Annotated in this window: 18 protein-coding genes and 1 pseudogene; 7 read left to right on the top strand and 12 right to left on the bottom strand. The window is 68.5% G+C overall.

What is annotated here, in order from left to right; genetic code table 11:
• Positions 1-95: 95 nt before the first annotated feature.
• From HDC93_RS39355 to HDC93_RS22970, 5 genes are read left to right on the top strand one after another with little or no spacing between them, the layout of a single operon-like run.
• The gene (locus tag HDC93_RS39355) at positions 96-965 is read left to right on the top strand and encodes a putative T7SS-secreted protein (protein WP_311774601.1); all 870 of its coding nucleotides are present in this window, start codon (positions 96-98) and stop codon (positions 963-965) included.
• A gap of 21 nt (positions 966-986) precedes the next feature.
• The gene (locus tag HDC93_RS39360) at positions 987-1,676 is read left to right on the top strand and encodes a hypothetical protein (protein WP_311774602.1); all 690 of its coding nucleotides are present in this window, start codon (positions 987-989) and stop codon (positions 1,674-1,676) included.
• A gap of 26 nt (positions 1,677-1,702) precedes the next feature.
• Positions 1,703-2,095 (top strand): hypothetical protein, encoded by a 393-nt coding sequence (locus HDC93_RS38635; protein ID WP_260419711.1) that lies wholly within the window; start codon positions 1,703-1,705, stop codon positions 2,093-2,095.
• A 32-nt stretch (positions 2,096-2,127) separates the two neighbouring features.
• A complete protein-coding gene (locus tag HDC93_RS22965) occupies positions 2,128-2,733 on the top strand; it encodes a hypothetical protein (protein ID WP_185012732.1) in 606 nt (201 codons plus the stop codon).
• A gap of 26 nt (positions 2,734-2,759) precedes the next feature.
• Entirely contained in the window at positions 2,760-3,131 is a 372-nt protein-coding gene (locus HDC93_RS22970) for a hypothetical protein (protein WP_185012733.1), read from the top strand.
• 67 nt (positions 3,132-3,198) lie between these two features.
• On the opposite strand, the gene HDC93_RS22975 is transcribed toward HDC93_RS22970, so the two are convergent.
• The 12 genes and pseudogenes from HDC93_RS22975 to HDC93_RS39725 all read right to left on the bottom strand — a co-directional run.
• The gene (locus tag HDC93_RS22975) at positions 3,199-3,429 is read right to left on the bottom strand and encodes a hypothetical protein (RefSeq protein ID WP_185012734.1); all 231 of its coding nucleotides are present in this window, start codon (positions 3,427-3,429) and stop codon (positions 3,199-3,201) included.
• Positions 3,430-3,734: 305 nt separating this feature from the next.
• Positions 3,735-4,205 carry a pilus assembly protein TadG-related protein gene (locus HDC93_RS22980; RefSeq protein ID WP_185012735.1) on the bottom strand — a complete coding sequence of 157 codons (471 nt, stop codon included), beginning with the start codon at positions 4,203-4,205 and terminating at the stop codon, positions 3,735-3,737.
• Entirely contained in the window at positions 4,202-4,630 is a 429-nt protein-coding gene (locus HDC93_RS22985) for a TadE/TadG family type IV pilus assembly protein (protein ID WP_185012736.1), read from the bottom strand. Before HDC93_RS22985 ends, HDC93_RS22980 begins: the two co-directional genes overlap by 4 nt.
• Complete coding sequence (locus HDC93_RS22990) at positions 4,631-5,092, bottom strand: TadE family protein (RefSeq protein WP_185012737.1); 462 nt, start codon at positions 5,090-5,092, stop codon at positions 4,631-4,633. It lies immediately after the preceding gene.
• A 41-nt stretch (positions 5,093-5,133) separates the two neighbouring features.
• A complete protein-coding gene (locus HDC93_RS22995; RefSeq protein WP_031107180.1) occupies positions 5,134-5,385 on the bottom strand; it encodes a hypothetical protein in 252 nt (83 codons plus the stop codon).
• Positions 5,386-5,459: 74 nt separating this feature from the next.
• Positions 5,460-6,383 carry a type II secretion system F family protein gene (locus HDC93_RS23000; protein WP_185012738.1) on the bottom strand — a complete coding sequence of 308 codons (924 nt, stop codon included), beginning with the start codon at positions 6,381-6,383 and terminating at the stop codon, positions 5,460-5,462.
• Positions 6,383-7,333 carry a type II secretion system F family protein gene (locus tag HDC93_RS23005; protein ID WP_185012854.1) on the bottom strand — a complete coding sequence of 317 codons (951 nt, stop codon included), beginning with the start codon at positions 7,331-7,333 and terminating at the stop codon, positions 6,383-6,385. Before HDC93_RS23005 ends, HDC93_RS23000 begins: the two co-directional genes overlap by 1 nt.
• Before the next feature lie 46 nt (positions 7,334-7,379).
• Positions 7,380-8,687, bottom strand: coding sequence for a CpaF family protein (locus HDC93_RS23010; protein ID WP_185012739.1), 1,308 nt, complete (start codon positions 8,685-8,687; stop codon positions 7,380-7,382).
• Positions 8,684-9,574 (bottom strand): hypothetical protein, encoded by an 891-nt coding sequence (locus HDC93_RS23015; protein ID WP_185012740.1) that lies wholly within the window; start codon positions 9,572-9,574, stop codon positions 8,684-8,686. Before HDC93_RS23015 ends, HDC93_RS23010 begins: the two co-directional genes overlap by 4 nt.
• A 17-nt stretch (positions 9,575-9,591) precedes the next feature.
• Positions 9,592-10,320, bottom strand: coding sequence for a hypothetical protein (locus tag HDC93_RS23020; protein WP_185012741.1), 729 nt, complete (start codon positions 10,318-10,320; stop codon positions 9,592-9,594).
• An 860-nt stretch (positions 10,321-11,180) separates the two neighbouring features.
• Complete coding sequence (locus HDC93_RS39720; RefSeq protein WP_398768422.1) at positions 11,181-11,366, bottom strand: hypothetical protein; 186 nt, start codon at positions 11,364-11,366, stop codon at positions 11,181-11,183.
• A 111-nt stretch (positions 11,367-11,477) separates the two neighbouring features.
• Positions 11,478-11,564 (bottom strand): annotated as a pseudogene (locus tag HDC93_RS39725) (LCP family protein); the annotation flags it as partial.
• A 391-nt stretch (positions 11,565-11,955) separates the two neighbouring features.
• Between HDC93_RS39725 and HDC93_RS23030 the strand changes: the two are divergent.
• Positions 11,956-12,627, top strand: a complete 672-nt coding sequence (locus HDC93_RS23030; protein ID WP_185012742.1) for a hypothetical protein — start codon at positions 11,956-11,958, stop codon at positions 12,625-12,627.
• 41 nt (positions 12,628-12,668) lie between these two features.
• On the top strand, positions 12,669-13,709 hold the full coding sequence (locus tag HDC93_RS23035; RefSeq protein WP_185012855.1) for a hypothetical protein: 1,041 nt from the start codon (positions 12,669-12,671) through the stop codon (positions 13,707-13,709).
• The last annotated feature ends 60 nt before the right edge of the window (positions 13,710-13,769 follow it).

Raw genomic sequence — 13,769 nt, forward strand, 5'->3', positions numbered from 1 at the left:
CCAACTGACGAGCTACTCGTTCGGCTCGACCTGACGTGCGATAAATTCGACCTCCGCTCTCATACGGACGTTGCGGGTGTTACGGGGGAACACGCGTGTCACACAGGCCGACCGACTGGCACATACTCGACCTGGACGGGGACCCCACCCCGGGCGATCCCCAGCGCGTCCGCAAACTCGCAGGAACGCTGCACGACTTCGCCGACGATGTCACCGACGCACTGCGCGATCTGAAGGGCATCGCCACAGAGGACGAGATCCTCTCCTGGGCGGGCAAGACGGCGGATGTGTTCGCGGAGGAGTTCGCGGACGCACCGAAGAAGCTGCGGAAGCTGAAGAAGTCCTATGACCTGGCCGGCGACGCCCTGGCCTCCTTCTGGCCCGACCTGGAGACCGCGCAGGACAAGGCCGACAAGGCGCTGCGGGACGGCCGGAAGGCACGCGCGGAACTCACCACGGCGCAGACGGCCCTGTCCGGTGCCAATGACTGGGTCAGGACAGCGACCGAGAAGACCGACTCGTACGACCCGTCGAAGAGCGGCGGCAAGGACGTCCCGAAGCCGGACGAGTCCGAGGTCCGCCGGGCCACCCGCAACGCGCAGCACGCCAGGGCCCGCCAGAGCGCGGCCGAACAGGACGTGCAGGCCGCCCAAAGTGCCCTCGACGCAGCCAAGAAGCTCGCCGGACAGGCGCGGCGGATGCGCGAGGAGGCCGCCCGTCGGACGGTCACGAAGCTGGAGGAGGCGTCCGACGCCGGGATCCCCAACCGTCACTGGTGGGAGGAGATCGGCGACTGGGTCACCGACCACTGGGACGAGATCGTCACGGTCTGCAAATGGGTCGTGACGGTCGTCGGCATCATCGTGATGATCATCGGCGGCCCGCTCGGCTGGCTCGTCTTCGCGGCGGCTCTGGTGGTGCTCGCCGACACGTTGAGAAGAGTCCTCAAAGGTCAAGCGGGCTGAGGTGATCTCCTATGGGCGGCCTTGGACTGCATACCTGCCACAAAGGGCTTCACAAGTCTCGCCAAGCTCGGGAAACTGTGGAAGGCCGGAGGCCTGAAGGCACTCGGCGCCGGCTTCATGGGTGGCATCGGCGGCGGATTGAAGAATCTCGGCAACAGCGTCCGCGCCCTGAAAGATGTCCGATACCTGACGTTCAGCATGATGGGAAAGAGCCGTTGGTGGAAGGCCGACTCCCCTCACGTGAGTCCCCCTACCAGGACGGCGGACGACGCGCTCCCATCCGACATTCCCGTGTACCACAAGGAGGGGGCGACTGCCATCGGGTACGATCCCGCCACCCTCAGGAACTTTGATGTCGCCGAGCGGCTTCCCGGCTATCAGGACGTCATTATTCACGGAACCAGGGACGGCCGCATGCTCGCGGGCGAGGCGAATCGGGCGGGCCTGCGGGCGGGTGGCCACACAGTCAACCCGAATCACGTCCTTGATACAATCAACCGAATACCGGGCTACAACGGTGAGCCGATCAGGATGCTCACCTGCCATTCCGGAGCTGCGCAGCCGCATGTGATCCAGGACATGGCGAACTCCCTGGGGGTCCCCGTCAAGGCTCCTACCAACGCAGTCGGTGTGCCCAGCTTCGGCGAGGGCCCTTTCACACCGCACATCAGGGACGAGGGTGTGTGGCTCACTTTTCTTCCCATGGCCTGAAGTCGGCGGCACAAGAAGGAGTTCCAATGATTCGCCCCGTAGGGTTTTTCTCTGAGCTCTCTCCCGGCTGGGGGCTGACGGAGACCGGTTCGATCAAGGATGCGGTCAGGCCCTCGGGCGAGCCGGACGAAAACAGCATCCTCGGCTACCTCAGAAATGGCACAGGGCTCTGGAGTGAAATGAGCGCGGGCCCGGATGTCCTGGATCCGAACGCACCCGAAATAACCGGCATCGGCTCCCTGTACACAGACGGCACGTGGCTCTGGCGTGAAGATCTCCCCTACTACGTGGCCAAGTATCACCTTGCTCTGCCCGACGAGTTCGTCAAGCACATCAGGGCTCTGGAACACAAGGCGCCCGCAGTGCCGGAGAGCAGGCTGGTCGACATCGCAAGAAACGACCTCGGGATCAGCATGTGACTGAAGTGGACCGGAAGAGACAGGTTGCATCGATGCCCAGTTTCTCGCTGGCGGTTCCGGAGTCCTGGTGGGAGTTCGACATCCGTCCTGAAGGTCGTGACACCACGATCAGGACCCTTGTGGACGATCGGGTCAGGGAGACTCCCGAGCTCGCTCCCTTTCGGGCTGACATGAACTCCATGCTCCGCAAGATGGCCAAGGACGCGCACGATTCCGGCGCGTTGTACATGGGCTGCATGGCCGAGAACTTCGACGGTATCCCGCTCTCCGCGACCGTGACCGTCTCCGTTCTCGGGGCGAAGAACAAGCAGGGCGTGGCCCTGTCCACGGAACCCAGGGCCATCGCCGAGAGCTTGCGCACCATCACGCCCCGCCGCGAAGGCGACGCCTGGCGCACGGTGACCACCGTCGAGATTCCGGAGGTGGGCCCCGCCGCCCGCACGTACGGCGTGGAGGACGTGCCCGTCACCGAGGGCGACACCCGAACCCTGCGAATGGTGCTGACCCAGACGTACGTGCCCGTGCCGGGGACCACCGACCAGGTCGTACTCATCTCCGGAGCCAGCCCCGTGCTGGACCTGGCCGATGCCTTCCATGACATCTTCGACGCTGTGACGAGTACCTTCCGCTTCGTCTGACCGTCCGACCTGCTGGGGGAATCCGAATGGGCAAGGGCAAGAGCGACCTCGCGCTCCCGCTGACCGAGCTGGAGAGCTACGGGCGTCGGCTGCGGTCCATCAAGACGCGTCTGAATCACACCAAGAAGCTCTTCGAGTCGTACAAGGACGACATCGGCGACGGCAGCGTCAATGACGCGCTCGGCGATTTCGAGTCCAACTGGGAAGACGGACGCGAGGACATAACGCAGCAGCTCGATGCGCTGGCGAGTATGTCCGATGCCGTCGTGCGCGAGTTCAAGAAGCTGGATGACGAACTCGCCAAGAAGGTGAACGACGCCATGAAGACCGAGGACAAGCGGGGCGGAAAGGGCGGCACGGGCGGTAAGGGCGGTAAGGGGGATGACGGGGGGAAGTAGAACCGCCGCCGAGAGACGTGAAAGGGCCCCGGATCCTGGGATCCCGGGGCCCTTTCCTGCGCGTGCGTCAGGAAGCGACGGCCGCGTTGAGGTGCAGGTCCGCCGCAATGCCCTGCGGCGAGACGGCGAGGCCCAGGCCGCCGCCGCCGGCGGCGGTGAGGCCGGCGGCCGTGGTCTCGACGTAGAGACCGGCGGCGGCGCCGGCACCCGCGGCAACACCGCCCGCCTGGCCGCCGGCGATGGAGTCCAGCTCGGCGTCGGACATCTGGGCGGTCTGGATCTGCGGGGTGAAGGCCATGGGAGGCGGTTCCCTTCGTTCAACAATTCGAAGTGCTCGAGCGCGACCGATCAAAGCACGTCGGAAGAAGCGGCGGCCAGTCCGTGCCCGGTCTGTGGATATGAATGTGCGTGGATTTCCGGGCGCGCATTCATGAATGTGACCATTTGGCCACCCGAGGCCCCGCCCTCTTCACACTTTCTGCCACTTCCCGGGGCGGAAGTGCGTTCCACCGGGCGGGAAATGAGCCGGCCTCGGTTTCTGCCCCACGCCGTCCCGACCTCACGGTGAACGGTGTGCAGATTCGCTGAATGTTCCGGACCGGCTCAGCCGACCTCGTTCTGCGCCACCGCTTCGCCGTGGACCACCACGTCGCCGCCGTAGAACATGCCGGTGAAGACCGGGGAGTACGTGAGCTGGACCTCGACCTGTACCTGCTCGGCGTTCGCCGCCACGCAGTGGGTCGCGCCGATGTCCGCGCCCGTCATGTCCATCTCGCGGGCGAAGGCCTTCACGCGGGCGTCGCAGTTCTCGAAGTTGATCGGCGCCGGGCCACCCTCGTTCTCGTAGAGGGCGTCGCGGTCGATGTCCTGGGCCGCGTAACGAGCCGCCTGTTCGGCGATGTCGGCGGCGCGTTCCCGCTTGGAGATGGACAGGCCGCCGTCGATGACGAACGCGGAGAGGGAGAGGAAGACGAGCGTGAAGATGATGACCGCGCCGGCGCCGGAGCCGCGGTCGTCCAGACGCGCGGCACGGGCCGCCCACCAAACCGGCCCGAAGGACCGAAGGCGTCTCACACCGACCTCCGGAACGGGTCGAGCGGGGAGCTGAAGCTCGCCGACAGGGTCGTCGGGACGTCGAGGCCGAGCATGGCGAGACCCCGCACCTGGCAGCTCACCTCGACCGTGAAGATGGTGTCCGGTTCGAAGCCCTGGCTGGTCTGCGTGACGGTCACGGGGCCCGAGCAGACATCCGCCAGGTTCGCCTCGGCGGCCTTCCTGGCCTCGGCCATGGCCGAGGCGTGGTCCTTCTGGATCGACCCCGCGCGGGCCGCGTCCCGGGCCGCTCCGTCGAGTGCTCCGCGGCCGTCCACGAGCTGACCGAAGGCCACCAGGACCAGGATGAAGAGGATCATCACCGGCGCGAGGATCACGACCTCGACGGTGGACAGGCCGCTGTCGTCCGCGCACCGGCGGACCTCGGGAAGGGACGGGACGGACATTCAGTTCCCCTCGTCCTGCACGAACCGCTCGACCGGCCCCGCCGACTGCGCGTGCACCGTCAGGTCCAGCCCGGGAAACACCGTCGGTACCCGGGCCGTGATCTCCACGCCCACCGTGTTCTGCGCCGGCTGCAGCATCGTCACGTCCGGCGACAGCACCAGCTGCGGGCCCAACTGCTGGATGTAGCTGTCCACCACGTCCCGCGCCTCGCCCCGCCACGCGCCCGGCTGTTCGTCGGCCGTGGCGCGGGCCTTGCGGGCCCCGGCCTGGGCCGCCGCCTGGGCGACGTGGTCCGCGAAGAAGTACAGGGCGAACTGCACGGTCGCGAAGATCATGAAGAAGAGGACCGGGGTGAGCAGCACGAACTCGATCGCGGTCATGCCTGAGTCGCCACGGGTGGCCGCCCGTTTCCGTGCGGCCCGCACCCAGCGGCGTACCCGTCTGCTCACGTCTGCCGGCATCCCCGTGAACCCCGTTGTCCTTGCGGCTGTTTCTCGGAGGATCAGCAGGTCTTGCCCGCGTCCGCACCCTTGATGCAGTCGCCGACCTTGTTGGCGCCCTCGCTGAGCGCGGCGTTGATGATGGCGGCCACGACACCGACGATCGCCACGACGACCGCGGAGATGATGACCCACTCGACCGCGGAGGCACCGCGGTCCAGCTCGCCGGAGCGGGCCCGCTCGGTGCGGGCCTGGAGGAAGGTGACGAGGAAGTCCACGGCGGGGATGCCGGTGTGGAAGGTGCGTCCGTTCATGACGTCTTGTCCTTTCGAAATCGGTTCACGGAGGTTCTGGAGTTGTGAAGGTCGCTGCAAGGCTCACGCACGGCTCACTGCACCTGGAACACCCGCATCGCCGCCGGAAAGATCAGGAACACCAGGAACCCGGCGCACAGCAGCAGCTGTGCCACGAGCATCGACTGGGACTTCTCACCCGCACTGCCCTCGATCTCGGCGAGTTCGCGGTGCCGCATGGTCTCGGCGCGGGAGGCCAGGGACTCGCGGACCTTGGCACCGTCGTCCGCGACGAGGGCCAGCGAGGCGGAGAGGTCCTTGAGTTCCTCGACGCCGATCTCCTCGCCGAGCGCGCCGAGTGCCTGCCACTGGCTGACGCCGGTGATGCGGGCGTCGGACAGGGCGTTGCGGATGCGCTGGTTGGCCCAGCCGTCGGAGATCTCGGCCGCCGCCATCAGGGCCTCGGGCAGGCCGCGTCCGCCGGCGAGGCTCATCGACACCAGGTCGAGGTAGGCGCCGATCACACGCCGCAGGTCGCGCCGCTTCTCGGCGGCGTCGCGCCGTACTTCGAGGTCGGGCAGGAAGAAGAAGATCACGCCGAAGAGCAGGGCCAGCCAGACCGGGATGATCGGGCTGCGGCCGAAGCCCAGCGTGTAGACGATGGCGAACAGGAACGGGCCGAAGAACAGGCCGGCCACGCCCAGCAGCACCTTCGTCGCCAGGAACTTCTCCCAGCTGCGGTCCAGCACCGCCAGGTCCGCGCGCAGCGAGCGCTGCTCCCAGCCCTGCTGGAGGTAGAACTCCGAGACGCGCAGCCCTACTTCGGCCCGCAGTGCGCCCAGGCGTCCCTTCTCCCGCTCCACGCGGGCCGACTCGTAGGCCGAGCCGCGGGCCCGCATCGCGTCGATCCGCGCGACCTGTGAGATGGCGCTGCGCTTGCTGGGCATGAGGGCGCGGACGAGGGCGTAGATGCCCAGGCCGATGACGGCGCCGACGACGAGCGGCATCGTGAGGTCCATCAGCGCGCCCCCTCTTCCTGCGGCAGCCGCTGCTGGGACTGCGCGTGCGACGGCGTCCTGGGGCGGACGAACTGGACGGATGCCTCGTCGCGGACGAGGAAGCGCTCGGGCGTCTCGATGGTGGACAGCTTGCGCAGCCACCAGAAGCCGAGCGCGAACAGGCCGCAGACGCAGGCCAGGACGAGCTGGCCGACGGCCGTCCCGTACGGCGCGACGAAGTCCCGGTTGAAGATCGACAGCCCGAGGACGAAGGCGACGGACACCGCGACGACGATCTGCACGGACCTGCGGGTCGACGCGCGCTGGGCCATGACCCGCTGGCGCATGTCGACCTCCTCGCGGGCCGACTTGGCCAGGGCGCCGAGGACTTGGCGCAGACCCGGGCCGCGCAGGCGGGCGTTGAGGATGAGGGCCGCGACGATGATGTCGGCGGAGGCGTCGTCGATCTCGTCGGCGAGCTGCTGGAGCGCCTCGGGCAGCGGGGTGCGGGCGCGCAGCCGGTCGACGAGGGCGTCGAGGTGGGGCCGCAGGACGGGGGCCGCGGCGCGGGCGGAGGCCGGGATGGCCTGCTCCAGGCCCACCGCACCGGCGATGGTGTCGCGCAGGGACTCCGTCCAGGAGGCCAGGGCTTCCACGCGGCGCATGGCGGCCCGCTCCTCACTGGCGCCGCCGAAGAGGCGGTCCCAGAAGAAGACGAGGACACCGGCCGCGATGCCCGCGACCGCCCAGCGGGTGAGGACGAGGACGACCAGGCCGACGATGGCGGCGAGCGAGCCGCGCCGGCCGGCGAAGCGGATCAGTTCGCTCGCCCGCTCGGCGGCCTTCTGCTTCTCGTGGTCGGGCTTGGCGGGCAGCCCGCGTACGGCGATGAGGAGGAGGGCGAGGCCGCCGCCGACGGCGACGCCGCTCCCTATCGAGTACAGGACGGTGGTGGAGAACAGGCCGCCCATGGAGCCGAGCGAGCCGAGTGCCGCGAGGTTCGTGGTCATTCCCGGCTCACCCCCAGGTCCCGGTCGGCCGGTAGCCGTGTGCCATCAGTTCCTCCAGGCAGGCTATGGGGGCGTGCGGGACGATCCGGCCGTCGGGGGCCTCCGCGAACACCTCGCTGGACAGCACGCGTCCGTCGACGCCGTTGACCTCGCGGACGGAGGTGACCATGCGCTGGAGGCGGCCGCCGCTGCCGTAGTTGTTGCGCCGCTGGATGAAGACGACGAAGTTGACCGCGCCCGCGATCAGCATCTGGCTGGCCTCGATGGGCAGCCGTTCCGTGGCCTGCAGCGCGTAGGTGGAAATACGGTTGAAGACCTCGTGCGAGCTGTTGGCGTGGATCGTGGACAGGGAGCCGTCGTTGCCCTGCGACATGGCGTTGAGCATGGTGACGATCTCGTCGCCGAGGACCTCACCGACGATGACGCGGGAGGGGTTCATACGCAGCGAGCGTCGCACCAGTTCCGCCATCGAAATGGTGCCCTGGCCCTCGGAGTTGGGCAGGCGCTCCTCGAAGGCGACGACGTTGGGGTGCAGGTCGGGGAAGGTGTCGAGGCCGAGCTCCAGGGCCCGTTCGACGGTGATGAGGCGCTCGTGCGGCGGGATCTCGTTGGCGAGGGCGCGCAGGAGCGTGGTCTTGCCGGCGTTGGTGGCGCCGGCGATCATGATGTTCTTGCGGGCGCGGACCGCGCAGGCCATGAAGTGGGCGACCTCGGGCGACAGCGTGCCGTTGCCGACGAGGTCGGAGATGAACACCTTGCCCATGCGCGCCCGGCGGATGGACAGCGCGGGGCGCCGGGTGACGTCCATGACGGCCGACAGACGCGAACCGTCGGGCAGGCGCAGGTCGAGCTGCGGGTTGGCCGAGTCGAAGGGCCGGGAGGACAGACCGGAGTACGCGCCGAGCACCTGGATGAGCTCGATGAGCTCCTCGTCGGTCTCGGCGACGGGGTCGCCCTGCACCTCACGGCCGTCGGCGTATCCGACGAACACCTGGTCGCAGCCGTTGATGTCGATGTTCTCGACCTCGGGGTTGTCCAGCAGCGGCTGGAGCCGGCCGACGCCGAACAGCGCGGCGTGCACGGCTGCCGCGTACTGCTCCTCGGTCTCGGCGTCCAGCGGCGTACGGCCCGCGTTGATCTCGGTGCGGGCGTACTCCTCCAGGATCTGGGCTATGACGGCCCGGGCGTACTGCCGTTCGTCCTCGGTGGACATCGGGGTGACGCCCGCGACCTGGTCCTGCCGGCGCTGCTCGGCGATGCGGTCACCGGCGTCCTGGCGGAACCGCTTGACCAACTGGTGGTCGACAGCGGTCATGCGCCGGCCCCCGCGTGGCCCTGCATCTGGCCCGGGGCGTGCGGGGCGTGGTGGGCCTGGGGCGCCTGGTTGGCCTGGGCGGAGGCGGCCCAGGCGGCGCCGTGCTGCTGGTAGATGTCGGCGGCGACCTTGCGGGCCGAGCGGATCAGCAGCGACTTGTCGAGGCGGCCGCGCTTGCGGCCGGCCAGCTGGTCGGCGCCGGCCGGGTCGTCGGCGATGGTGCCGACCACGCGGGCGCCGGTCTGGGCGTGCACGAGCATGTCGTTGACCTGCGAGGCGAGCTTGCCGGCCGTGCCGGTGTCGGCGATCAGGACGACACCGATCATCGGGGTACCCAGGCTCGCGGCGCCCCGCGATCCACCGTGCAGCTTGCCCGCGAGGGCGGCGGCGCGGTCACGGACGCGGGCGATGGCCTCGGGCTCGGTGCGCGAGACCAGCAGCACGAGCGCGGCGTGCGGGAACATCTCCACGGCCGGGGTGTCGCCGCTGATGCGGCCGCAGTCGGCGATGACGTCGGCGGCGGCGTGCGGGGAGTCGGCGAGGGAGTTGAAGGCGTGCCCGAGGGTGGGCCACAACCCGGCGAGTCCGGCGGCCTGTTCGGCGATCCCGAGCCCGACGAGGACCTCCAGCCCACCGCTCAGCGGCTGTACGTGGTCCCAGAGCTGGTCGGGCACGAGGCCGCGGCGCGCGGTGGCGGCGATGGACAGCATGCCGGTGTTGGGGTTGAGCGGTCCGCCGTGCGCGGCGGCACTGCGGTAGACGAGGTCACCGCCCGCCGGGTCCGCCTCGGCGAGCAGGACACGCCGCGGCCAGACCGCCGAGAGCGCGACGGCCGCGGTGGTGACGCCGGGGGAACCCTTGTCGGCGGCGAGAGCGATGAGCGCCATGGGTCGAGTGCCGCCTTCTAGTTGCCGGAGTTACCGGGGACCTTGACGAGAGCGACCTCGCCGTTGGAGGCGGCCTGGGCCAGGTCGGCGGCCTTGTCGCTGTCGACGGTCAGGGTCACCGCCAGGTTGGTGCTGCCGACGATTTCGTCGCCGCTGTCCTTCGGGTCCGGGACGTAGCTGACGCGGGCGCTGTCGGCGATGACGGAGTTGCTGGACGCCGACGACGAGGAGTTGCTGTTGCCCGAGCCGGTGGCGGAGCTGACGCGGTAGGCCGCGACGGTGTCGCCCTGCTTGATGCCGGTCGGGTACTGGCCGGCCTTGAGGGACAGGCCCACGGTCGCCTTTCCGGCGGCGACCCCCGCTTCGCTGCCGAACATCTCGCCGACCGCGACGACTCCGGCGGGGATCGCGTTGACGGCTTTCAGCTTCTTCAGGTCGTTCAGCTGGGTCCACTCGACGTAGTGGATGCTGTCGTCCTTGGCGACCATGACGGAGGTCGTGTTCGACTTGCTGACCGAGCCGCCCGCGGGGATCGGCGCCGTCACCTTGACGACCTCGATCCGGTCCCCGGCCTGGAGCACGAGCATGGTCGCGCCCAGCGCACCCACCAGGATCAACAGCACCGCGAGCGCGGCGAGTGCCGGTTTGCGCTCGCGAGGCGGGGTGGGAAGCCGGTCGCCGACCGACGGCTGAGCCGGAGCGGCGGATCGACCGACGCCCGCCCCCGTACGCTCTTGGATCTTCACGCAACCGCTCCCCGCACATCCAAGAAGATGTCTGTCATGTGGCTTCAAATTCGGACACTTCACCCGTGTCGACCCGCACGGAGAAGTACGGAACGGGCCGGACGTACCCGCCCGACCTGGGCGAATAGCCAGCACTGGGGGTGAGTGTCAAGCCATCGCACCGTATCAGCCGCACATAAGCCCCTCAAGGCGCGTCCGGCCCACGGGCCGCAGGGTGCGGCGTGTTATCCATCTGCAACGTCCCACCCGCCCAACCCGGCCGGGACCAGCCCCGAATGCCAACACGACCTGTGCGCCAGTGAATCGCCACCGACTCCAACGGCCCCTTCCGAGCGGCCGGTTCGTCACCTGTCGGCCATCATGCCTGCACGATTCACTCACGAAGCGGGGTGGCGGCTCGGCGCGGTCATGCCCTCGTGAGGGTGACGTCCCGGGCCTCCGCCCGGTGGGCGCGCAACCAGTCCTTCAGGTCGGCGGCGCGATGTCCCGATGTCCACAAGGCGCACGTGGAATCTCCAGCACTCCGGCCCGACGGGACCGAGCGGAGGTGTCTCCAGCCACATGCCGCGTCACCCGCTTCCTGGCTGAGCTCTTACCGACGCCCGCCCCCAACCGCCCGACGCCTGCCGAGCCGCAACCGGGCGACCTGTAGCACTCGCGAACGGCCGAGTAGAGTGCCGCGCGGACATCGATCGGACCGCGGGAGCTGTCACGACGAACAACGCCTGCACAGCGCGGCTACGGACAACGAGCAGCAGCCACACCCGCGTTCTCGGACTGTTCCTCGCCCTGGGTGCGCTGACGGCTCTCTTCGCAAGCGCCACACCTTCCGTCGCAGCGAACGCCCCCACCCGGGCCGCCTACCTTGCCGACCGCCCGCCCGGCGGCCGGTCCTCGCGCAGGGCGTCGAACAGGGCGCGGGCCCGGCGGTCGTCCCACTTCACCGCGCTGCCCTTGGAGGTGCGCAGGTCCGGGTCGGCCACGGGCACGTTGAGCCGCCGTCCTCCGCCGCCCGTGGCCTTCCGCAGGGCATCGAACAGCCCCATGAGATCCGGCAGTTCGGTGCCTTCGTCGACGATGAGCGTGTCGAGTCCCGCGCCCAGGGTCGGGAACGACTTCGACGGGTCGGCGAGGGTGGACGGGGTGGCGGCCTTCCGGGCGAGGGCGGCGAGGAACCTCTGCTGGTTGCGGGTACGGCCCAGGTCCCCCTGGGCCTCCTGCTTGCGCTGCCGTACGAAGGCCAGCGCGCTCCGCGGGCTGCCGTCTCCACATTCTGGGCGTGGAACACGCTATTGGCCACGGCTGCCGTATTCGCGCTGATGCTGCGGGAGTTACGCATGGAGCGCGACTGTAGTTTCGGAGGTGTCGTCGTATGGATGGAACGGGGAGCTTCACATATTGAACACGCTTCGCGCGCACTAGCGAATCGCAGCCCCTGAACACCATGTCGCCGGACTCCGGCGGCACACAACGCCGTCGCCTGTCCGGGCACGATCAGGACACAACCGGCTTTCCGAGAGCCCCGTACGCCCCACATTGCCCGTGTTCTCGCGGAAGTTCGCGCTGGTGAAACCGGAAACCTCACCGGTACCGTCAGGGCACCAACTGAACTTCTGTCTCTCACGGGGAGTCACTGTGAAGCGCCGCTCATTGCCCGTTGCTGTCGCGTTGACTGTGACGGCAGCACTGCTGTTGACGGCCTGCGGTAGCGGGGACGACAAGTCCGGCGGCAACGACAAGATCGCCGGCGCGGGTCAGGGGGCAGAGACGCCGAAGGAGTCGGCACCCGCCTCGGGAGCACCGGCAGGGGACAAGCCGGACGGCGTGGACTTGTCCCTGCCGAAGGACATGAACCTGGTCTTCGACTGGGACAAGCCGAAGGACAAGAACGAGGCTGCGGCGATGGATGACGCCGCGAACTACCTCCGCGCGATCTATCGGGGCGTCGACAAGCGCACGACGAAGGATGCGGCCGTGACGGCTTACTCCACCGGTGATGGGCTGCACTACGCGCAGGTACAGATCAACGAGTGGATCAAGGGGGGCTGGACCGCGGAGGGCACCCGCCGCCACTACGACGCCACCACCCGGTCCGCCCCGAACGGCAAGTCCGTTGAGATCGCCTTCTGCGCAGACACCAGCAAGTTCTACGGCAAAGAGGTCAAGACAGGAAAGGTCCTGAAGACCAAGCCGAGCCTCAAGGACTTCGGTTACTACAAGATCGTCATGGTCAAGTTCCCGACAGGCGACGGCCTGTGGCAGGCATCCAAGGTTTTGGTCGAGACTGAGGCGGAGAAGTGCCGGTGAGTCACTCGCATCGCAGAGTCCTCGGCAACAGCACTGCTGCCATGGCCCTTGCGGTCAGCGCCATCATCCTCACGGCGCCCAACGCCGCGGCGGAACCGGTGGACTTCGGCAAGGGAAGCGACAAGAAGGAGACGGGCGGCAGCAGCGCAACCGGCATCTACGCCGCCGCCCGCATCCAGTACTCCGGATCCGTAGCGAAAGGCGGCGGCGCCGGAAACGTGACGTCCTCCGACGTCAACTGGACGCCTCCGCCCTGTTGGTACGCCCCGTACCTCGGCGCCAAGGACTTCAAGAAGGAGATGTCGAAGCACATCGACAGCCAGCTGAAGGCACCCGGCATGGGCGGAACCGCAGGGGCGGCCATCGGCGAGACGCAGCGCCACTACGAGGACGGGTACGGCTGGGGCGACACCCCCGGCTACAAGGACTACAACGTCGAGAACGACGGCAAGGGAATGTTCTGGGCCGGCGTCGAGAACCCCGACGAGCCGGACTACCTCAAGCGGTCCTCCTGCACCGACCTTCCCTTCTGGGTGGAGAACGGCGATGCGCCACCACCCCAGTACGAAGAGGCCATCTCACCCGAGATACTCGCCGCTCTCGCCTACCAGCACATGGAGCTTCCCGACACGAAGGTCACCCTCGCCCCCGAGGCCACGACCAAGGTGAACCTGCCGACCTGGGCCTGGCTCGACAAGGCCGTCTTCGACGAGGTCCAGGCCACCGCGGCCCTCAACGTCCCCGGCTTCAACATCCAGGCCACCACCACCGCCAGGCCGGTGTCCCTCAAGCTGGAGCCGGGCACCAAGGACGCCGTGACCTATCCGGCCTCGGGCGAGTGCGTCATGAACGCCGACGACTCCATCGGCGAGCCCTACGCCAAGGGCAAGGCCGACGAGACCCCGCCGTGCGGCATCAGGTACCTCCGCTCCTCCGGCGACGGCACGTACAAGCTCCGGGCCACCATCACGTGGGAAATCAACTGGACCGGCACCGGTGGCGCCGGCGGCGACCTCCCGAACGGCGCCTTCGGCAACGACCAGAACGTGACCGTCCAGGAGATCCAGTCCGTCAACAGGTGACCTGGCGAAGAGGGGGACAGCGAGGGTGCGAGGTGCGGGGAGCACCGTTTCGACAGGGAT

Source organism: Streptomyces sp. AK010, assembly GCF_014207295.1.
GTDB lineage: Bacteria > Actinomycetota > Actinomycetes > Streptomycetales > Streptomycetaceae > Streptomyces > Streptomyces massasporeus.

Bases quoted from the DNA above. Each gene is read 5' to 3' on its own strand.
- HDC93_RS22985 (WP_185012736.1), bottom strand. From the start codon at position 4,630: ATGTCCGTCCCGTCCCTTCCCGAGGTCCGCCGGTGCGCGGACGACAGC.
- HDC93_RS23015 (WP_185012740.1), bottom strand. From the start codon at position 9,574: ATGGCGCTCATCGCTCTCGCCGCCGACAAGGGTTCCCCCGGCGTCACC.
- HDC93_RS22990 (WP_185012737.1), bottom strand. From the start codon at position 5,092: ATGCCGGCAGACGTGAGCAGACGGGTACGCCGCTGGGTGCGGGCCGCA.
- HDC93_RS22975 (WP_185012734.1), bottom strand. From the start codon at position 3,429: ATGGCCTTCACCCCGCAGATCCAGACCGCCCAGATGTCCGACGCCGAG.
- HDC93_RS23005 (WP_185012854.1), bottom strand. From the start codon at position 7,333: ATGGGCGGCCTGTTCTCCACCACCGTCCTGTACTCGATAGGGAGCGGC.
- HDC93_RS38635 (WP_260419711.1), top strand. From the start codon at position 1,703: ATGATTCGCCCCGTAGGGTTTTTCTCTGAGCTCTCTCCCGGCTGGGGG.
- HDC93_RS22965 (WP_185012732.1), top strand. From the start codon at position 2,128: ATGCCCAGTTTCTCGCTGGCGGTTCCGGAGTCCTGGTGGGAGTTCGAC.
- HDC93_RS23000 (WP_185012738.1), bottom strand. From the start codon at position 6,383: ATGGACCTCACGATGCCGCTCGTCGTCGGCGCCGTCATCGGCCTGGGC.
- HDC93_RS23010 (WP_185012739.1), bottom strand. From the start codon at position 8,687: ATGACCGCTGTCGACCACCAGTTGGTCAAGCGGTTCCGCCAGGACGCC.
- HDC93_RS22995 (WP_031107180.1), bottom strand. From the start codon at position 5,385: ATGAACGGACGCACCTTCCACACCGGCATCCCCGCCGTGGACTTCCTC.
- HDC93_RS39720 (WP_398768422.1), bottom strand. From the start codon at position 11,366: ATGGGGCTGTTCGATGCCCTGCGGAAGGCCACGGGCGGCGGAGGACGG.
- HDC93_RS22970 (WP_185012733.1), top strand. From the start codon at position 2,760: ATGGGCAAGGGCAAGAGCGACCTCGCGCTCCCGCTGACCGAGCTGGAG.
- HDC93_RS23035 (WP_185012855.1), top strand. From the start codon at position 12,669: ATGGCCCTTGCGGTCAGCGCCATCATCCTCACGGCGCCCAACGCCGCG.